Annotated in this window: 14 protein-coding genes; 9 read left to right on the top strand and 5 right to left on the bottom strand. The window is 66.3% G+C overall.

Translation table 11 applies throughout. The annotated features are described in order from the left end of the window. The first annotated feature begins 16 nt into the window (after window positions 1-16). The gene (gap, locus tag P2G67_RS01800; protein ID WP_275819425.1) at window positions 17-1,024 is read left to right on the top strand and encodes a type I glyceraldehyde-3-phosphate dehydrogenase; all 1,008 of its coding nucleotides are present in this window, start codon (window positions 17-19) and stop codon (window positions 1,022-1,024) included. A 131-nt stretch (window positions 1,025-1,155) separates the two neighbouring features. On the opposite strand, the gene P2G67_RS01795 is transcribed toward gap, so the two are convergent. From P2G67_RS01795 to P2G67_RS01780, 4 genes are read right to left on the bottom strand one after another with little or no spacing between them, the layout of a single operon-like run. After that, complete coding sequence (locus tag P2G67_RS01795; RefSeq protein ID WP_275819423.1) at window positions 1,156-3,228, bottom strand: hypothetical protein; 2,073 nt, start codon at window positions 3,226-3,228, stop codon at window positions 1,156-1,158. 3 nt (window positions 3,229-3,231) lie between these two features. Further along, on the bottom strand, window positions 3,232-6,009 hold the full coding sequence (locus P2G67_RS01790) for a DUF4159 domain-containing protein (protein ID WP_275819421.1): 2,778 nt from the start codon (window positions 6,007-6,009) through the stop codon (window positions 3,232-3,234). Beyond that, on the bottom strand, window positions 6,009-6,944 hold the full coding sequence (locus P2G67_RS01785) for a DUF58 domain-containing protein (protein ID WP_275819419.1): 936 nt from the start codon (window positions 6,942-6,944) through the stop codon (window positions 6,009-6,011). Before P2G67_RS01785 ends, P2G67_RS01790 begins: the two co-directional genes overlap by 1 nt. Before the next feature lie 38 nt (window positions 6,945-6,982). Continuing rightward, window positions 6,983-7,996, bottom strand: coding sequence for an AAA family ATPase (locus tag P2G67_RS01780; RefSeq protein WP_322099620.1), 1,014 nt, complete (start codon window positions 7,994-7,996; stop codon window positions 6,983-6,985). A 49-nt stretch (window positions 7,997-8,045) separates the two neighbouring features. Here P2G67_RS01780 and P2G67_RS01775 point away from each other — a divergent pair, with 49 nt between their 5' ends. From P2G67_RS01775 to P2G67_RS01765, 3 genes are read left to right on the top strand one after another with little or no spacing between them, the layout of a single operon-like run. Further along, the gene (locus P2G67_RS01775) at window positions 8,046-8,627 is read left to right on the top strand and encodes a DUF1285 domain-containing protein (protein ID WP_275819417.1); all 582 of its coding nucleotides are present in this window, start codon (window positions 8,046-8,048) and stop codon (window positions 8,625-8,627) included. After that, window positions 8,564-9,262 carry a CoA pyrophosphatase gene (locus P2G67_RS01770; RefSeq protein WP_275819415.1) on the top strand — a complete coding sequence of 233 codons (699 nt, stop codon included), beginning with the start codon at window positions 8,564-8,566 and terminating at the stop codon, window positions 9,260-9,262. Before P2G67_RS01775 ends, P2G67_RS01770 begins: the two co-directional genes overlap by 64 nt. Next, window positions 9,256-9,543, top strand: a complete 288-nt coding sequence (locus P2G67_RS01765) for a hypothetical protein (protein WP_275819413.1) — start codon at window positions 9,256-9,258, stop codon at window positions 9,541-9,543. Before P2G67_RS01770 ends, P2G67_RS01765 begins: the two co-directional genes overlap by 7 nt. A gap of 21 nt (window positions 9,544-9,564) precedes the next feature. Here P2G67_RS01765 and pdxR read toward each other — a convergent pair whose 3' ends face one another. Then, window positions 9,565-11,097 carry a MocR-like pyridoxine biosynthesis transcription factor PdxR gene (gene pdxR / locus P2G67_RS01760; RefSeq protein WP_275819410.1) on the bottom strand — a complete coding sequence of 511 codons (1,533 nt, stop codon included), beginning with the start codon at window positions 11,095-11,097 and terminating at the stop codon, window positions 9,565-9,567. 490 nt (window positions 11,098-11,587) lie between these two features. Here pdxR and P2G67_RS01755 point away from each other — a divergent pair, with 490 nt between their 5' ends. The 5 genes from P2G67_RS01755 to P2G67_RS01735 all read left to right on the top strand — a co-directional run bounded on the left by P2G67_RS01755 (window position 11,588) and on the right by P2G67_RS01735 (window position 19,172). Beyond that, window positions 11,588-12,787, top strand: a complete 1,200-nt coding sequence (locus P2G67_RS01755; protein WP_275819408.1) for a pyridoxal phosphate-dependent aminotransferase — start codon at window positions 11,588-11,590, stop codon at window positions 12,785-12,787. A 68-nt stretch (window positions 12,788-12,855) separates the two neighbouring features. Beyond that, entirely contained in the window at window positions 12,856-14,193 is a 1,338-nt protein-coding gene (locus tag P2G67_RS01750) for an aspartate aminotransferase family protein (RefSeq protein ID WP_275819406.1), read from the top strand. Further along, a complete protein-coding gene (locus P2G67_RS01745; RefSeq protein ID WP_275819404.1) occupies window positions 14,190-15,014 on the top strand; it encodes a beta-keto acid cleavage family enzyme in 825 nt (274 codons plus the stop codon). Before P2G67_RS01750 ends, P2G67_RS01745 begins: the two co-directional genes overlap by 4 nt. A gap of 305 nt (window positions 15,015-15,319) precedes the next feature. Beyond that, complete coding sequence (locus P2G67_RS01740) at window positions 15,320-16,297, top strand: TAXI family TRAP transporter solute-binding subunit (protein ID WP_275819402.1); 978 nt, start codon at window positions 15,320-15,322, stop codon at window positions 16,295-16,297. A gap of 100 nt (window positions 16,298-16,397) precedes the next feature. Next, window positions 16,398-19,172, top strand: coding sequence for a TRAP transporter permease (locus P2G67_RS01735; RefSeq protein ID WP_275819399.1), 2,775 nt, complete (start codon window positions 16,398-16,400; stop codon window positions 19,170-19,172).

Below are 19,172 nucleotides of genomic sequence, written 5' to 3'. Positions count from 1 at the left end.
GTGGAGGACTAAAGGGATGGCAGTTCGTGTCGGTATCAACGGCTTCGGCCGTATCGGTCGCCTGGTGTTGCGGGCAGCCGCGGAATCTAAGCGCGACGATATTGAGTTCGTGGCGATCAACGACCTGGGCACGGCCGAAGCCAACGCCCACCTCTTGAAGTACGATTCGGTGCACGGTCGCTATCCCGGCCAAGTCGAATCCCGGGAAGCTGCGCTTCTGGTCGACGGTAAGGAGATCAAGGTCCTCGCCGAGCGCGACCCGGCAAAGCTGCCCTGGGGCGATCTGGGCGTCGACATCGTGCTGGAGTGCACGGGCCTCTTCGCCAGCCGCGACAAGGCAGCGGCCCACCTCCAGGGGGGAGCCAAGAAGGTCATCATCTCCGCCCCGGCGGGCGATGCCGACCTCACGGTGGTTTACGGCGTCAACCACGACAAACTGACGGCGGCCCATGAGGTGATCTCCAACGCTTCCTGCACCACCAACTGCCTGGCGCCGGTTGCTGCGGTGCTGCACGAGGCGGTCGGCATCCAGCGCGGCTTCATGACCACCATTCACGCCTACACCGGCGACCAGCGCACCGTGGACACGCTGCATAAGGACCTTCACCGCGCCCGCGCGGCGGCCCTGTCGCAGATCCCCACCTCCACCGGCGCCGCCCGGGCCGTGGGCCTGGTGCTGCCGGAACTGAAGGGCCTGCTCGACGGCGTGGCCATCCGCGTGCCCACGCCGAACGTCAGCCTGGTGGACCTGAAGTTCGACGCCGGCCGCAGCACGACCCGCGAAGAGATCAACGACGCCATCCGTGCGGCAGCCAGTGGCCCGCTCAAGGGCGTGCTGGACGTGAACGACGAGCCTCTGGTCTCCATCGACTTTAACCACCACCCGGCCAGCTCGATCTTCGATCTCTCGGGCACGCAGGTGATCGACGGTACCCTGGTGCGGGTCATGTCCTGGTACGACAACGAATGGGGCTTCTCGAACCGCATGAGCGACACGGCGGTTGCGATGGGCAAGCTGCTCTGATCCCTCGCTGAGGTGTGGCGGGAGAGACTTCCCGCCCACAGCAGAGTCAGGAAAGGCCGCTGGCGGAACCAGCGGCCTTTCTTCTTTTTTCGGCCACTCGGCCACCTGATACTACGGTGATGCCCGCGCCGCTATCGTCCTTCGCGGCGCCAGGCCGAGAGAAGCAGGCCCAGGGTGAGCAACAGAGCGATGATCCCCGGGAAGAGCGCAACCCGCTCGATGCCGGTCACCAGATAGGCCCCATGCCCCACCACGCCCAGCCAGCCGCGGCCTTCGCGATCACGGCCGGGCGACACCTTGCGCAGCTCTGGCAGACCCTCTTCCATCGTTCTGGCGCCGCCGCCGGTCTGCGCGATCACCGGCTGCAGGATCTCCGTGGTCGCGCGCGGATCCTCGAACTCGCGCGGATTGGCCGGGCCGGCCGGCGCCAGAGCCACATTCTCGCCGTCCGTGACCCGGTGCAGGCCGGCCTGAGAGGCCGGCAGGCGCGCCTGGGCAAGCCCGGGAGCCTGCGCCTCGAGTGTCACCTCCCGCTCCTCGCCATCGGGCAGCGTCACCGTCACCGCGGCATCCCCCTCCTCCAGGCTACGGCGGCTGATCTGCAGTTCGCCGTCGTCCACACGGGCACGCAGAACCTCTTCCTCCAGATCGGGCTCCTTCATCAGCCAGTGTGCCGTACGGCGAAGCAGTTCGGCTTGCGGGCCTCCGCCCTCGAAGCCGCGGCTCCACAGCCAGATCTGGTCACTGTTCAACTGGGCCACGCGCCCCTCGCCGACCCGGTCGAGGATCAGCAGCGGCAGCTCTTCCGCTCCGCTCATCACCACCTCGCCCCGGCGCCGCACCGTTTCCAGCTGCCGGAACCAGCGCCCCCAAGCCGGGGTGTCCGCCTGGCCAGTGCGGGCGGAGCCGTTAAGTTCAGCTGTCACGGGGTGGCGCTGCCCGCGCTCGGTAATGCGCGGATGGAAGGCCTGCTCCACAATCCGCCCGCTGGGCTCCCCCGGCAGCACCTGGCGCAGCGGCGTGCGATGCACCGAAAGCGGCGTTGCGGTTACCGGCCCCACGGCCTCCAAAAGCGCGCCGCCCTCCTCGACATAGCGCACGATGTTCTCGTAGTAGCTGGTCGGCAGAATGCCACGGCGCTGATAGCGGTCGAAGATCACCAGGTCGAATTCCTGGAGCTTCAGCTCGAAGAGTTCTCGCGTGGGAAAGGCGATAAGAGCCAACTCGCTGATCGGCGTGCCGTCTTGCTTCTCCGGCGGGCGCAGAATGGTGAAGTGGACCAGATCGACCGAGGGGTCCGACTTCAGGATGTTGCGCCAGGCCCGCTCCCCCACATGCGGCTCGCCCGAGACCAACAGGACGCGCAGTCGATCGCGCACGCCGTTCACGATGGTGCCGTCCCGGTTGTTGATCAGCGTCAGCTCCTCGGGACCAGCCTCGACCTCCAATTCGATCACCGCAGGTCCGCGGCGATCGAGGTGGAAGCTTAGGCTCTGCTCTTGACCGAGGCGTACCACCTCCCAATCAACGGCCTCACCATCGACCGACAGTCGGACCTCTGCCAAACCCTCTTCCGCTTGCGGCAGATCATCAACCTGGAAGCTCACCTCGAGCTGCTCTCCGACCAGGCCGTAGCTGGGAGCGTTGATCAACGAAAGCCGGCGGTCGCGCTCGCCATCTCGACCGCTGCGCAGCAGATGGATCGGCGCATCGATGCCTAGCGCGGCGGCGTCCTCGGGCACGTCATGCACCCGACCGTCGCTCAGCAGGAAGATGGCGCCCACCTGCTCGCGGTTGACCTCGGCCAAGACCCGGCCCACCTCGCGGAAAAGCCGCGTGCCATCATCCTGCTCGGCTCCGCCCGGCCGGCTTTCCACCACGCGCACATCGGTCACAGGGAGATCGGAGAGGCGTTCACGCAAGCGGGCCAGGGCGGCGCTTGTTTGTGCCTGACGCTCCTCGATCCCCTGGCTGGGGCTGCGGTCGACCACGACCAGCGCAAGGTCGTTCAGCGGTTCGCGTTGCTCACGGATCAGCGCCGGATTGGCCAGCAGAAGCAGCAGCAGCGCAGCCGAAGCCAGTCGCAACCAGGCGCCGCGCGCACGCCGCAGGATAGCGAGCAGCCCGAGCAACAGCACGCCCAGCCCCAGCACAAGCAGTGCCCAGGTCGGCAGATAGGGGGAGAAGGCCAGATCAAGCGCCATCGCCTACTGTCCCAGGCGCTCAAGGATGTAGGGCACGTGTACCTGGTCGGCCTTGTAGTTGCCGGTCAGGGCGTACATCACGAGATTGATCCCGAAGCGATAGGCGATCTCGCGTTGGCGTTCTCCGCCGGGCACCACCGCAGCCATCGGGCGGCCTCGAGCATCCACGGCCCAGGCAGAGGCCCAGTCGCCGGCGCCGAGAATCACGGTGGCGACTCCATCATGGCGTCGCTCATCGGTCTCCTCCACCCAGAGGCCGGCGCCACTGTAGCGCCCCGGAAACTCCTGAATGAGATAGAAGGCGCGGGTCAGAACGTGATCCGGGGGAAGCGGCTGCAGGGGGGGAATGCCGAGGCCGTCCGTGGTCTGCTGCAGCCTGCTGTTTGTGCCACCCATGACATCGCGCAGGGCGTCGGGCCGCAGCAGATCGATCAGCAAGGTGCCACCATGCTCCAAAAAGCGGTTGAGCGCATCCTGCCCTGCCTGATCCAGACCGCCCTGGCTCGCGGTGATGGGCCAGTACACCAGTGGGAAGAAGGCCAGTTCGTCACGCCCGGGCCGCACACCCATCGGCTCGCCCGGTTCGATGGTCGTGCGCCGCGTGAGCATCTGGCTCAGCCCCAGAAGTCCGGCACGGCTCATCTCGTCGATATCGGTCTGGCCAGTGACCACGTAGGCCAGGCGGGTCTCCTCCAGTGCCGCGAAGGCATAGCTCTCATCGGTGCCCGCTGACCCATCCTGCGCCCGCGCTGTGTCCGCCATGACAAGGCCGGTGATCGCCAGCGCGCAGACAAGGCCCGCGGCACCGGCGCCACGGCGCGGTCTCCTGCCCAGGCGGCCCAAGCGGCGGTGCGGCCGTCCGGGCAGGAGCCCGCGCAAGGCCAGGCCAAGGAACTGATCCAGCAGGGCGAGCAGCAAGGCTGCGGTCAACAGCCACGGCATCAGCGACTGCTCGCGCTCTGCCCGATAGGGCGCCATGGCCACGTCCCCAATCACCTCGGGCAGCGGCTCCAGCGCCGGCACCGCCTCTGCCAAGTTCAACGCCCGGCGAGACAAGGCCGAACCGTAGAGCCCTGGCGGATGCGCCGGCCCGGGCACCACTTCCGAATCGGCAGGCAGGGACTGCACGCCAGGCGACGGCCGGACCAAGCGACCGAATCCGTCGAGCAGGCGGAGCGGCGGCAGCGCCTCCTCCCCGTCGGTCTCGACACCCTCGCTCAGCGCGACCACCCGCTGCAGCAATTCCACGAACAGACCGGAAAGCGCCAGGTTCGACCACTCGGCGTTCGCGGTCGTGTGCACCAAAACGCTCCACCCCGCCTCCCAGCGTTCGGCGGTGATCAAGGGAGTGCCGTCTTCCAGACGCGCCCAGGTCTTCTCCGCCAGATCCAACGCAGGTTCGGCCAACACCTGGCGGCGCACCACGACATCGTCAGGCACAGCCAAGCCACTCAACGGCCCCTCTGCCGGAAAGGCTCCGAGGCCGGCCGGTCGATCCCAAGCAAGAGCTCCACCCAGCGTGCGGCTTCCGTCGCGCAGTTCCACCGGCAGAAGCGACGAGTCGGGCGTATCCAGCAAGCGCGGGCCGGCGAAGTGCAGCAGCAGCCCGCCATCCTCCACCCATTCGCGGAGGGAGGCTGCTTCGGAGGGACTGCCCGGCCGGCTGTCCGCCAGGATCATGACCGCGGGACGGCGCTCCAGAAGCTGCTCCAGACTGCCGCGATAGATCTCGGTGAAGGGATCGAGCGCGCGCTCCAGATAGTAGAGTTCGTCGAGGAGTGGCTGGGAGCCCGCGCCAGCACTGACGGTCACAAGACCGACCGGACGCCGGCGCCAACGCTCGTCCAGCAGGACCACCGCGCCGGCCCCCTGTTCACGTTCGAGACGCAGGCGATCGATCCGGTTGCGCAGTTCCAACGGCAGATCGAGTGGCTGCCGCGCTTCGGCACTGCCCGGCTCGAAGGTCAGGTCGGTCGAGGCGACGGCGTATCCTTCGGCGTCGACGGCGCGCAGTGTGACTGTTTCACTGAAGTCTGCCGGGACACGGGCTGCCCGGACAAGCATCTCTGCCCCTTCGTTTTCCGGCGGCAGCAGTAGCTTGGGCGCCTCGTCCGCAGCGCCGCGCAGCATGGTAACGGCGCCCAATCGGCGCAGCCGCTGCAGCATGGCCGTGGTGCCCGGGGCATCCAGGCCGTCGGCCAGCCAATAGACCTGCGCCGGTCCCGGCAGCCGCGTGTCCTGCAGGGCCTCGACCACGCGCTGCCGATCAACCGCCCAGGGTTTCGGCGACAGCGTGCGCAGCTGTCGGCGCACCGCCTCCGCATCCTGCAAGGCGGCAACCTGGGGCTCCTGCGCGCGTCCGCTCCGCGCCGGCGCCGTCGTCAGCAGCAGCACGGCTCGCTCCCGCCGTTCCGCCTGATCGACGAGGGCATTGGCCGCCTCCTGCCGCGCATCCCAGTCCAGGGCCGCAGACCAGCCATCATCCACCACCAGCACCAGCGGTCCCTCCCCGCCCCAGGGCGCCGTCGGATTGAGGATGGGCCGTGCCAGTGCCAGGATCACCAGCGCAGCGATCAACAGTCGGAGCAACAGAAGCCACCAGGGCGTGCGAGCCGGGGTTTCTTCCGGTGTTCGCAGGCCCATGAGCAGGCGCACGGCTGGAAAAAATTGCCGACGCGGCGACGGCGGCGTGACCCGCAACAGGAACCAGAGCACCGGCAGGGCCAGGAGGGCCAGCAGCAGCCAGGGACTGGCGAAGGCGAGCGGACCAAAGCCGAGCATCAGCGCGCTCCTCCACGGGCCGTCGGCAGAGTGCCGATGGTCTGATAGAGACTGAGCAGCGCGCCTTCAGCCGAGCGATCAGTGTGATGCAACTGGTAGCGCCAGCCGAGCCGGCGCGCCAGATCGGCCAGGGCCGCGCGCTGCCGCTCCATGCGCTTGAGGTACTCCCCGCGCACGGCCTCGCTACGGCTGAGCAGCCAGGACTTCTCGGATTCCAGGCCGATGAAGTTGAGGCGGCCGGTGAAGGGAAAGGAGAGTTCGGCCGGATCCAGGATTTGGACAAGGTGCCCGCCGACGCCGCGCTCGGCAAAGACGCGCAAGCGCGCCTCTATCGCCTCCACCGGCGCCAGAAAATCGCTGAAGAGGATTAATCGAGAATGGCGTGGCAGCGTATCGCGCGGCGGCAGCCCCTCACCCTCCTGCCCATCGCCCTGCTCCGTGCCCTGCTCCCGCTCCAGGGCGAGCGCCAGTCGCTGCAGGGCATCGCGCCCGCTGTGGGGCCGCCGGCCACTGCCGAGCAGGGCCACACGCTCGCCGCCCCTCACCAGAAGCGATGCCAGGGCGAGCAGCAGGACGTCCGCCCGGCGCTTCTTCTGCTCCGCCGCCTCGATCGATTGCCAGTTCATCGAGCCACTGCCATCCGACCAAAGCCAGAGCGACTGCGCCGCTTCCCACTCCAGATCACGCACGTACACCCGATCGCTCTTTGCCGTCTGCCGCCAATCAATCAGCTGCGGCGGATCGCCGGGTTCATAGCTACGGAACTGCCAAAAGGTCTCGCCCAGGCCCACGCGCCGGCGACCATGCACCCCCTGGACAACCGTCGCGGCCACCCGCTCCGCCGCCACGAGCAGCGGCGGCAGGCCCGCGGCCAGCGCTTCGCCGCGCCGCTGTGCGTCGAGGGGCGGACTGCGTTGCTTGGAAGCAGGTGCCATGAGCGGGCGCGACTCTCCTCAGGCAGTGGTGAGAATTCTCACAGATAGGGCTCGGCCAGACGGTTGATGACATCGTCGAGCGAGACGCCGTCGGCGCGGGCCGCAAAGTTGAGCGCCATGCGATGACGCAGAACCGGCGGCGCCATGGTGATCACGTCCTCGACCGAGGGGGCCAGCCGGCCTTCCAGCATGGCACGAGCGCGCACGGCCAGCATGAGCGCCTGGCTGGCGCGCGGCCCCGGCCCCCACGCCACATGAGCGCGCACCTCGGCCAGTTCGCTCTCCTCCGGTCGCCCCCGCCGCACCAGGCCGAGAATGGCGTCGACCACCGTCTCGCCCACCGGCATGCGCCGCACCAACTGCTGGGCGGCGAGCAGATCGGCCGCCGTGAGCACGGCAACTGGGGTGCTGTCGTGAACCCCCGTGGTGACCAGCAGCATCTCGCGCTCGGCCTCGTAGTCGGGGTAGCCCACGTCGATCTGCATGAAGAAACGATCGAGCTGGGCTTCCGGCAGAGGATAGGTGCCCTCTTGCTCCAGCGGGTTCTGCGTCGCCAGCACATGGAAGGGGGTTGGCAGCTCATGCGGCTTTCCGGCAACAGTCACCCGGCGCTCCTGCATGGCCTGGAGCAGCGCCGACTGGGTACGCGGGCTGGCGCGGTTGATCTCGTCGGCCATGAGCACCTGGGCAAAGACCGGCCCCGGAATGAAGCGGAAACTGCGCCGACCGCCCTCGCCTTCCTCCAGCACCTCGGAGCCGAGAATGTCGGCCGGCATCAAGTCGGGCGTGCACTGAATGCGCCGTTCATCGAGCCCGAAAACCCGCCCCAGAGTTTCCACGAGCCGCGTCTTGGCCAGCCCGGGCACCCCCACCAGCAGGGCATGCCCGCCGGCCAGCATGGTGATCAGGGTTTGATCGATGACCTCCGACTGCCCAAATATCACCTTGCCGATTGCCGAACGGAGGTCGGAAAGGCGCAGGCCGAAGCTCTCGATTTCTCCTACCAGGCGTTCGGCTTCGGCTCGATGGTCGGCTGTGTCGGTGCTAGTCACGGCCTCTCCTTACTTCCCTCGCGTGCAATACAGCAGCACAGTGTGAGCGATGACGGATCCGAACGACACTCAAGCATCCCCGAAGACGGGCGCCAAGGCCAGCACCCTCACGGACCTGCCGGACCGGTTGCTCGACGGCGGTGAGCTGGACATGCGCATCGCGGCAGACGGAACCTGGTTCTACCAAGGCAGCCCGATCCGCAGGCAACCTCTGGTGAAACTCTTTTCCACGGTTTTGCGACGAGAAGATGACGGCAGCTACTGGCTGGTGACGCCCGTGGAGCGTGGCCGGGTGGTGGTCGAGGATGCGCCCTTCCTGGCGGTGGAACTCGCCCAGGAAGGCAGCGGTCGTGATCGGCGCCTACGCCTGCGCACCAATGTGGACGACTGGGTCGATCTGGACGGCGAACATCCGCTTCGTGTCGAGGAACGGGGCGACAGCGAGGAACCGCGTCCCTATATCCTGGTCAGGCCTGGACTTGAGGCACGGCTCGTCCGATCCGTGTATTATCATCTGGCCGACTTGGCTGAATCGGAAAGCGTGGGAAAGGAGGAACGACTGGGCGTATGGAGCAACGGACACTTTTTCCCCCTGACCGCGTCCAGTCCGGGTCCAGCCGCTCGCTCGTGACACCCGACCTGCTTGCGGCCGTCCTGCGTGACAATCACAGCGGGAACGCGCCGTCAGAGCAGTCAACGACTGTCTTGCGCGGCGACCACGATCTCAACCCCGACCTGCGCTGCCCCGGAGGCAGGGAACGGCCGGCAGCCGTCCTGGTGCCCCTGTTCGGGCGCCGGCGCGAACCGCACGTCCTGCTGACCCGACGCAGCAGCGCCCTGACGAACCATGCCGGCCAGATCGCCTTTCCGGGCGGCTGCTCCGAGCCGCAGGACGCCGATGCCCGCGCGACGGCGCTACGCGAGACACACGAGGAGATCGGGTTGGGGCCGGAGCGCATCCAGCCGCTGGGCCAACTGGATCTCTATGTGACCCGCACGGGCTTTGCGGTGACCCCGATCGTGGGCTGGATCGAAGAGGAAATCGCTCTGGATCAACTCATCCTCGACCCGCGCGAGGTGGACGAGGTCTTCGAGGTGCCCTTGGATTTCTTCCTCAACCCGGCCAACCGGCAACGCCATGCCCGGACTTATGAGGGTCGCGCGCGCTACTTCTATGCCTATCCCTATCGCAACTACTACATCTGGGGCGCGACGGCGGGGATGCTGAACAATCTGGCGGAACGGCTCCTGGACCAGGAATGCTGAGAAAGCTTCTGACAGTCGTACTGCCGCTGATAGCGCCTTTCCTGATCTGGTGGCTCTACATGGTCTTGGCACGCTACCGAGCACGCAAGGCCAATGAGCCCGACCCGCCCGGCTGGACGCGCGCGCCCTGGCTGGCAATGTTCCTCTCGGCCGTGGTGCTGCTGGCCGCGTCGCTCTTCTGGTTCCACGCCCACCGCGGCGGGGAAGCCTGGAGCGACTATCAGGCACCACGTTTGGAAGATGGTGAGATCGTGCCGTCTCGCATCGAGCCGCAGGGCTGACGGCAGGAGACTGCTCCCAGGTCAGGTGCGAGCCGACCTTTCGGCGCGCTCCAGAGCCTGCGCCAGCTTCGCCACCTGTCCATCCATCACCTCTTCGGGCACGGCGGAAAAGCCGAGCAGCAAGGCATCGCTGCTTCCGCCTGGCGGTCCGTCGTAGAAGTAGGCGGAGAGCGGCGGCGCGATCAGACCTTCCGCCGATGCCGCTGCGCTGGCCTGGTGATCGGTGATCGGGCGCTGCAGGCGCGCCAACAGGTGCAAGCCTGCCTCACTGCCGGACAATTGCACCATGCCGACCAGGTGACGCCGGGCTGCATCCAGCATGGCATCCTGACGACTCTGATAGAGCGCCCGCATCCGCCGCAGGTGCGCGGCAAAGTGGCCCTCCTGTATGAAAGCGGCCAGGGCCGGCTGCAGCGCCAACGCGGGATAATCCTCCAGCACGGCCCGCGCGCGGGTCACCGGCTCCACCAGCGCCGGCGGCACCACTAGGTAGCCGAGCCGGATCGAAGGAAAGAGCACCTTGGAGAGACTGCCGATATAGACCACCCGTCCAGCGCCCTCATCGAGCGACTGCAGCGGCGCTAGGGGACGACCCGCGTAGCGGTATTCGCTGTCGTAGTCGTCCTCCACTACCCAGGCCGAGACCTGCTGCGCCCAGGACAGGAGTTCCAGCCGCCGCGCCAGGGTCATGGCCAGTCCGAGCGGGTACTGCCGCGCCGGGGTGACCACGGCCATGCGGGCATCGGGCGCCCGCCGTTGCCCCTCGGCCACCTCGATCCCCTCCTGGTCCACCGGCAAAGGCACCACCTCCGCGCCCGCCGCCAACAGAGGACCGCGCAAGCCAGCATAGCCGGGGTCTTCGATCCAAACCCGTTCGCCGGGATCGAGGAGCAGCCGCGCCACCAGATCGAGCGCCTGCTGGGCGCCTGAGGTGACAAATACCTGCTCGGGCTCCACCGGCAGCGCCCGCACGGCGCGAAGGTAGGCAGCAATGGCTTCGCGCAGTGGGCGGAAGCCGCCCGGCTCTCCAGGGCGCAGCAGTTCACGCGGCGGCACCCGCCAAAAGCGCCCCACCAGACGCCCCCAGACCGAAAAGGGAAAGAAGGCCGTCTCTGGCATGCCAGGCACGAAGGCGCGCCGGCCGTCACCGCGCCGCGCGGGTGCACCCGGTGGCTCGAGCCGTGCCAAGCGATGGCCGCGCTTGCCCAGCGTCGGCGGTGCACTCTCCGTCGGCTTGGTTGCGACCGGACGCTCCGGTCGCACGGCCAGCAGCTCGTCCGGTAGTACTCGGGACACATAGGTGCCTGAGCCTACGTGCCCTTCGAGATAGCCTTCGGCCAGGAGCTGTTCGAACGCACCCACCACGGTGTTGCGCGAGCAGCGCAGCTCGTCAGCCAGAATCCGACTCGATGGCAGGCGCGTGCCCGGTGGCAGGCGCCCCTCCAGCACGGCCAGCCGCACCTGGTCATAGACCTGACGGTAGAGCGGCGGCGCCTTGGCACCCCGTTCCAATGTGAGGGTGAAGAGTGGCGCGGTGGACGCACGACGCAGCATGGGGGAAGTCTCTCGGCCAATGGTCCGGTCGTTTCGACCGGAATCGGCAAGAATAGTGCAACCAATTGCCCGGCAACGCGAGATCAAACCGCTCCATTGGGGCAAGCCACACGCCGCAAAAGGCGCACAGCAGCCGACAGGCCTACCAGGGGGAGTATCCTGGGGCCTGTCGCCGCAACGAGAGGAGGAGAGTCTGCTGCCAGTCGTCACGGCGGCGGCAAGGCGGATACACGGGGGGATGGGGGATGGGCATACCCGTCTGCCGCCGCCGGACGATCGAGCCATGGCCTGACGCCATGGCCTCGAAACACACTCTAGTCGAAGCATCAGAGCAGAGGTGTGACATTCCTGGGTTTCACGCCCTCAGCTTGTGACCAAGAAAGGGCAGAGCTGCCCTGCGCAGAAGAGGCGCTGCTTGCCAGGACAGCGTTGCGTCTGGCAGGTAGATTCATAGTCCCAGTGTCCCGCCAGCGTCCAGAAGGTCCAATTCATGTCTGTCAGCAACGTCCAAGCTCGGCCTGCCTCCCACGACACACCATTGCCGATTCGCAGGCAGGTGGCGGAGCTTCCGGTCTCGGGCATTCAGCAGGTCTGGGAGATGGGCTTCCAGCGTGACGACGTGATCGGACTTTGGGTTGGGGAAGGTGACGTCCCGACGCCGGAATTCATCTGTGAGCCGGCCATCGCCTCCCTGCGTGCTGGCAACACCTACTACACCCACAAGCGTGGCATCCCGCCGCTCTGCGCCGCTCTGGTCGACTACCACGCAAAGCACCTGGGCATCGCCCCGGACCAGGAGCGCATCTCCGTCACCTCCTCGGGGATGTCGGCGCTGGCACTGGTGTTCCAGGCGATCCTGGAGCCGGAAGATGAGGTGATACTGGTCTCGCCGATCTGGCCCAACGCCATGGCAGCCGTGAGCATAGCCGGCGGGCGCCCTGTGGAGGTCGCGCTGACGCCCCGCTCAGACGGAGGCTTCCTGCTCGACCTCGATCGGCTGAAGGCGGCCATCGGCCCGCGCACCCGCGCGCTCTTCATCGCCTCACCCGGCAATCCCACCGGCTGGATGATGGAGCGCGAGCAGCAGCGCGAGGTCTTGGCCCTGGCGCGAGAGAAGGGGCTTTGGATCATCGCCGACGAGGTCTACCACCGCTTCACCTATGACCGACCGCTGGCCCCCTCCTTCGCCAGCATTGCCGATCCGGAGGACGCGCTGATCTGCGTCCACTCCTTCTCCAAGGCCTGGGCTATGACCGGCTGGCGGCTGGGCTGGCTGCTGCATCCCCCCTCCATGGCCGAGACATTCGGCAAGCTGATCGAGTACTCAAGCTCCGGTGCGCAGCATTTCCTGCAGGACGGGGCCGTCGCGGCCATCCGCGAGGGCGAGCCCTTCGTCGAGGAGATGGTGAACCGCTGCCGCCAGGGCGGCGAGATCGTCTTCGAAGCCCTGTCGCAATGCCCGCGGGTGACCATCGCCAAGCCGCAGGCGGCCTTCTATGCTTTCTTCGGAGTCGAGGGCGTGACGGACAGCCTGGCCTTCGCCAAGCAACTTGTGCTCGACTGCGGCGTCGGGCTGGCGCCGGGCTCGACCTTCGGTGCAGCCGGTGAAGGCTATCTGCGCCTGTGCTTCGCCTCTTCCCCTGCCCGCATCGCTCAGGCCATGGAGCGGCTGGTCCCGGCACTGAAGTAGAGTTGGAGCACCAGCCTCAAGCAACACGGCGCGTCTATGGCGGCCGAGCGGTCAATTAGGACAGCAGCATGACACGCATCCTTCATCGCGACCCGAAGCAGACCCTGCCCACCGCCGTTGCCGGCTCGGGCCCCTACATCATCGACGCGGAGGGCAAGCGCTATCTAGATGCCTCGGGCGGCGCCGCGGTCTCCTGCCTCGGGCACAGCTACAAGCCGGTTGTCGAGGCCATCAAGGCTCAGCTCGACCGCCTGCCCTATGCTCACACCGGCTTCTTCACCAACGAGCCCTCGGAAGCCTTGGCCGAGCACCTGATCGACCGTGCCCCTGAGGGCCTCGAGAAAGTCTATTTTCTCTCCGGCGGCTCAGAAGCCAACGAAACGGCCCTGAAACTGGCGCGCCAATACTTCCATGAGAAGGGCGAGACCCAGCGCCGCTGGTTCATCTCGCGCCGCCAGAGCTACCACGGTAACACCCTGGGCGCGCTTTCCATCGGCGGCAATCCGGGACGCAGGGCCGTCTACGAGCCGATCCTGATGCCAGCGCATCACATCGCGCCCTGCTATGCCTATCGCGAGCGGCAGGATACGGAGAGCGAGGAGGCCTATGGCCTGCGCGTTGCGAACGAGCTGGAAGCCATGCTGCAGCAGCTGGGACCCGACACGGTGATCGGCTTCGTCGCGGAAACGGTGGTGGGCGCGACACTGGGGGCGGTGCCGGCGGTGCCGGGCTACTTCAAGCGCGTGCGCGAGATCTGCGACCAATACGGCATCCTGCTGATCCTCGACGAGGTGATGAGCGGCATGGGCCGGACGGGCACGCTCTTCGCCTGCGACCAGGAAAGCATCGCCCCCGACCTTTTGACCTGCGCCAAGGGTCTGGGCGCCGGCTACCAACCCATCGGGGCCTGCTTGATCTCCGGCAAGATCCACGACACCATCGTGGGTGGCAGCGGCGCGTTTCAGCACGGCTTCACCTATATCGGCCATGCCACCGCCTGTGCCGGCGCTCTGGCAGTGCAGCAAACCATCGAGCGCGAATCGCTTCTGGATCAGGTGGGCAAACGCGGCGGCGAACTCACGGCCGCCCTGATCGAGCGCTTCGGCAAGCATCCCAACATCGGCGACATCCGCGGCCGCGGGCTCTTCCTGGGTCTGGAGCTGGTGGAAGACAGGGCAAGCAAGCAGCCCTTCGACCCGGCTCTGAAGCTGCATGCGCACATCAAGCACAATGCCATGCAGGAAGGCCTGATGTGCTATCCGGGCGGCGGAACCGTGGACGGCCGCGCCGGCGACCATGTCCTGCTGGCGCCGCCTTATATCATCGAGGAGGAGCAGGTGGCGGAGATCGTCGACAAGCTCGGCCGCGCCATCGAGCGCTCCCTCACAGAGGTGCGAGCGACATGAGCAAGGCTGCCTGGGATCCGCTGTTTATCGCTGTCGCCCCCAACGGCGCCCGCAAGACCAAAGCAGATCATCCGGCCCTGCCGATCACCCCGGACGAACTCTCCGCCACGGCCCGATCCTGCGTCGACGCGGGAGCGACCATGATTCACCTGCATGTACGCGACGCGTCGGGCGCGCACAGCCTCGATGCGGGCCGCTATCGCGAAGCGACTGCGGCTGTGCGGGAGAGCTGCGGCGACTCGATCGTCATTCAGGTCACCACCGAGGCGGTTGGCCGCTACACACCAGACGAACAAATGGCCTGCATTCGGGCACTCGAGCCCGAAGCGGCGAGCTTTGCGGTGCGCGAACTGATTCCCGATGTCGCTTCCGAGGCGGACGCTAAGGCTTTCTTCGGCTGGCTGCAGGAAGCCGGTATCCAAGCGCAGTTCATTCTCTACAGCCCGGAAGACGTGGAACGCTTCGAGGCTTTGGTGGCGCGCGGTGTCCTCCCGGCCGGCCGACAGCTTCTGCTTTTCGTGCTGGGGCGCTACGCCAAGGACCAGACCTCGGAACCGCATGAGCTGCTGCCCTTCATCCAGGCCAATCAAAGCGGCCATCCTTGGGCGGTCTGTGCCTTCGGGCCAAAGGAGGCAGCTTGTGCCCTCACGGCCGCGGCGCTGGGCGGTCACGCGCGCGTCGGATTTGAGAACAACCTCTTTCTGCCGGATGGACAGCTTGCACCGAACAACGCCGCCCTGGTGGCAAGCCTCGCCCAGGGAGCCGCCCATTTTGGCCGTCCTATCGGCACGGCCAGAGAGTTGCGGCAATTGGCGGAGTGAGCCTGCGTAACCGTGGCACGCAAAGATAGCGCGCGACTCGCCAATTTCTGCTAAACCCTGGGCAGGAGAAATTGGAGTAGCCTTCCCGAGACGAAGGATGCTTTAGTTTCTCGACAAACGGCAAAGGAGCAAGCCGTGAACAGGGTGTCGTTCGGGTTGCGAGCCCGGCATGGGAGTGCTTCTAGGATTGAAATCGGCCAGAGGGCCGGAATCCGCGACTCTTCCAGCGGTGCTTCGCTCAACGAAGTGGCGAGACCGCCACGGTGCACCCTGCCCCAAAGTCAAAGATACGGAAGGATGACGAGATGAAGAGGATCGCACTCACGGCCGCAGCCACGGCCCTCGCTGCAGGCGCTTACGGCCTGCTCGGCGCCGGCGACGCGCAGGCGCAGCAGCAGTTCGTGACCATCGGCACCGGTGGCGTCACGGGCGTTTACTATCCGGCGGGCGGTGCCATCTGCCGCCTGGTCAACCAGAGTCGCTCCGAGCATGGCATTCGCTGCTCTGCCGAGAGCACCGGCGGCTCCGTGTTCAACGTCAACACGATCCGCCAGGGCGAACTGGACATGGGCATCGTTCAGTCCGACGTCCAGTACAACGCCATGAATGGCCTGGAGAACTTCTCCGACGCCGGCCCCGACGAAGAGCTCCGTTCGGTCTTCTCTCTGCACCCCGAGCCGCTGACCGCCGTGGTGCGTGCTGATTCGGGCATCGACAGCCTGGAGGATCTGAAGGGCAAGCGCGTCAACATCGGCAACCCAGGTTCCGGTCAGCGCGCCGCGGTCGAGATCCTGATGGAGAAGCTCGGCTGGACCATCGATGACTTCGAACTGGCTTCCGAGCTGCCCTCGCGTGAGCAGTCCCAGGCACTCTGCGACAATCGGGTCGACGCCTTCCTCTTCACCGTCGGCCACCCCTCCGGCTCCATCGCCGAGCCGGTCGCCACCTGCGGCGCGCAGCTCATCTCTCTCGAGGGTGACGAGGTCGACGAACTGGTCGAGGACAACCCCTACTATTTCTCCGCGACCATTCCGGCGGGCACCTATAACAACGAGGAAGACATCCACACCTACGGCGTGGGTGCCACCTTCGTATCCTCCACCCGCACCTCGGCCGACGTGGTCTATGAGGTGGTGAAGGCCGTGTTCGAGAACTTCGACTCCTTCAAGGAGCTGCATCCGGCCTTCGCCGTGCTGGAGCAGGACTCGATGATCTCCCAGGGTAATTCCGCGCCGATGCACGAAGGTGCGACCCGCTACTACGAGGAAGCCGGTCTAAACTGATCGGACGGCAGGGCAGCACCATCGGGCGCTGCCCTGCCCCTTCCTGCGAGCCATAAGACAAAGAATGATCACCTGGACGTTCTGAACGGGGGCAAGGATCATGAGCGAGCAGCGGCACGGGAACGTGTCAGAGAAGAGCGCGGAAGATCTGGTTGCAACGGCCGATACCGGTGCCCGCTCCCCCACAGGCTTTCAGGCACGCCTGCTCTATGCCGTGGCGCTGTGTTGGTCGCTGTTCCAGCTCTGGTACGCTTCGCCGCTGCCTTTCATGCTGGGTTTCTTGATTTTCAATGATACCCACGCCCGGGCCATCCACCTGTCCTTTGCGCTGTTTCTGGCCTTCACCGCCTTTCCCGGCATCGTCGCCAGCGGCAGGCGCTTTCCGATCTTTGGCGTCATCTTCGCGCTCGGCGGACTGGGCGCCGCTTACGCCGCTGTGCAGCAAGGGTTGGCGGGCAACACCAACGGCCTGCTGATCTTCGGGCTTTCCGCCGCGACCGCCTTTGTTGTTGCCTGGTCCGCGAGCCGCCCGACCCCGCTCGATCGCATTCCGAAGCTCGACTGGGTGATGGCCTTTGCCGGTGCCGTCAGTGCCGGCTATCTCTTCGTGTTCTACGAGGCGCTGGCCATGCGGCCCGGCGCGCCGACCCTGGCCGACCTGATGATCGCTGGCATGGGCATGGTGCTGCTCCTGGAAGCCACCCGGCGCGCGCTCGGCCCGGCGCTGACCATCATCGCCTCGATCTTCCTCTTCTACACCTTCGCCGGGCCCTATATGCCCGACCTGATCGCGCATCGCGGCGCCTCCTTTTCGCGCGTCATGTCGCAGCAGTGGTTGACCGCAGAAGGTGTGTTCGGCATCGCGCTGGGGGTCTCCACATCCTTCGTCTTCCTCTTTGTGCTGTTTGGATCGATGCTCGACCGCGCCGGGGCGGGCAACTATTTCATCCAGGTGGCCTTCGCCCTGCTCGGCCATCTGCGCGGCGGGCCTGCCAAGGCAGCGGTGGTGGCTTCCGGCCTCACGGGTCTCATTTCGGGTTCGTCCATCGCCAACACCGTCACCACCGGCACCTTCACCATTCCTCTGATGAAGCGCGTCGGCTTCTCTTCGGAGAAGGCGGGCGCCGTAGAGGTGGCCAGTTCGGTCAATGGCCAGATCATGCCCCCGGTGATGGGCGCGGCCGCCTTCCTGATGGTGGAGTACGTCGGCATTCCCTATGTCGACGTCATCAAGCACGCCTTCCTGCCGGCGATCATTTCTTACATCGCACTGCTCTACATCGTGCACCTGGAGGCCCTGAAGGCCAACATGCAGGGCATGGAGCGGCCCAACCCCAAGCCGCTCTATCAGAGCCTGATCAACTTCGGCATCACGGTCAGCAGCATCATCATCCTGGCCGGGCTGGTCTATTACGGCATCGGCTGGACTCGCGACGTCTTCGGCGAAGCAGCCACCTGGTTCGTCGGCCTGGGTGTGCTGGTCGCTTACGTCGGCCTGGTGTGGTACGCCGCCCAGGTTCCCGAGCTGAAGCTGGATGATCCCAACGCCCCGGTGCTGCATCTCCCCGAGGTGGCGCCAACGGTCAAGAGCGGCCTCTACTACATCCTGCCGGTGGTCATCCTGATCTGGTGCCTGATCGTCGAGCGGTTGTCGCCGGGTCTGTCGGCCTTCTATGCCGTGGTCTTCATGATCTTCATCATGCTGACGCAACGGCCGCTGCTGACCCTCTTCCGCAAGCATGACAGCAACCTCGGCTCGGCTCTGGTGCAGGGCTTCCGCGACCTGATCGACGGCCTGGTCACCGGTGCGCGCAACATGGTCGGCATCGGCGTTGCCACGGCGGCAGCAGGCATCATCGTGGGCGTGGTCGCCCAGACCGGCGTGGGTCAGGTGCTCACCCAGGTGATCGAGCAGGTTTCCGGCGGCAACCTCATCATCATCCTGGTGCTCACCGCGTTGCTCAGCCTCGTCCTTGGCCTGGGCCTGCCGACGACGGCCAATTACATCATCGTCGCCTCTCTGATGGCTCCGGTGATCGCCGAACTGGGTTCTCAGCAGGGCTTGGTCGTGCCCCTGATCGCCGTGCACCTCTTCGTCTTCTACTTCGGCATCATGGCGGACGTGACGCCCCCGGTGGGTCTGGCTTCCTTCGCGGCCGCTGCGGTCTCGCGCGGCGACCCCTTACAAACCGGCGTGCAGGCCTTCTACTACTCCATGCGCACGGTCGCCTTGCCCTTCATCTTCATCTTCAACTACCAACTCCTGCTGATCGGCATCGAGGGGCCGTTCCAGCTCGCGATCATCGTGATCAGCGCTCTTCTGGCCATGCTGGTTTTTGCCGCGGCAACCCAGGGCTACTTCTACACCCGTAGCCGCATCTACGAGAGCATCGCGCTGCTGCTGGTCGCTTTCACCCTCTTCCGGCCCGGTTTCTGGATGGACATGATCGAGCCAGACTATGTGGCCCGGCCTGCCAGCGAGATCTATGAGATCGTGAAGGAAGTCCCCAACAACGGCTTCCTGAGATTGCGCGTGGCCGGGTACGATCCCGCGAGCTTCGACGATATCGAGAAGACGGTTATGCTCAACGTCGGTCCCAAGGCCGCAGCACAGGAACGCCTGATGCATGCCGGCCTGATGGTCGCGCCAATGGGTGATGCCGTGTCGATCACGCAGGTGATTGAGCGTGGCGACGCCGGGCGCTACGGCATCGGCATGGGCTGGGACATCAATCAGGTGCTGGTGCCCAATCCCGAAAGACCGCCGAAGGAGCTGATGTTCATCCCCGCCCTGCTGCTGCTGGGGTTGGTCTATCTGCTGCAGAAACGTCGGGCCGGTGCTACCAGCGGCTCCCCCCGCCGCGCCAAGGCCTGA

Source organism: Aquibaculum arenosum (assembly GCF_029222965.1).
Lineage (GTDB): Bacteria > Pseudomonadota > Alphaproteobacteria > Kiloniellales > DSM-21159 > Aquibaculum > Aquibaculum arenosum.
This window is presented reverse-complemented; position numbering and strand designations above follow the sequence as displayed.

Coding starts and splice junctions, on each gene's coding strand:
- gap (WP_275819425.1), top strand. CDS start 17: ATGGCAGTTCGTGTCGGTATCAACGGCTTCGGCCGTATCGGTCGCCTG.
- P2G67_RS01795 (WP_275819423.1), bottom strand. CDS start 3,228: ATGGCGCTTGATCTGGCCTTCTCCCCCTATCTGCCGACCTGGGCACTG.
- P2G67_RS01790 (WP_275819421.1), bottom strand. CDS start 6,009: ATGCTCGGCTTTGGTCCGCTCGCCTTCGCCAGTCCCTGGCTGCTGCTG.
- P2G67_RS01785 (WP_275819419.1), bottom strand. CDS start 6,944: ATGGCACCTGCTTCCAAGCAACGCAGTCCGCCCCTCGACGCACAGCGG.
- P2G67_RS01775 (WP_275819417.1), top strand. CDS start 8,046: ATGACGGATCCGAACGACACTCAAGCATCCCCGAAGACGGGCGCCAAG.
- P2G67_RS01770 (WP_275819415.1), top strand. CDS start 8,564: ATGGAGCAACGGACACTTTTTCCCCCTGACCGCGTCCAGTCCGGGTCC.
- P2G67_RS01765 (WP_275819413.1), top strand. CDS start 9,256: ATGCTGAGAAAGCTTCTGACAGTCGTACTGCCGCTGATAGCGCCTTTC.
- pdxR (WP_275819410.1), bottom strand. CDS start 11,097: ATGCTGCGTCGTGCGTCCACCGCGCCACTCTTCACCCTCACATTGGAA.
- P2G67_RS01755 (WP_275819408.1), top strand. CDS start 11,588: ATGTCTGTCAGCAACGTCCAAGCTCGGCCTGCCTCCCACGACACACCA.
- P2G67_RS01750 (WP_275819406.1), top strand. CDS start 12,856: ATGACACGCATCCTTCATCGCGACCCGAAGCAGACCCTGCCCACCGCC.
- P2G67_RS01745 (WP_275819404.1), top strand. CDS start 14,190: ATGAGCAAGGCTGCCTGGGATCCGCTGTTTATCGCTGTCGCCCCCAAC.
- P2G67_RS01740 (WP_275819402.1), top strand. CDS start 15,320: ATGAAGAGGATCGCACTCACGGCCGCAGCCACGGCCCTCGCTGCAGGC.
- P2G67_RS01735 (WP_275819399.1), top strand. CDS start 16,398: ATGAGCGAGCAGCGGCACGGGAACGTGTCAGAGAAGAGCGCGGAAGAT.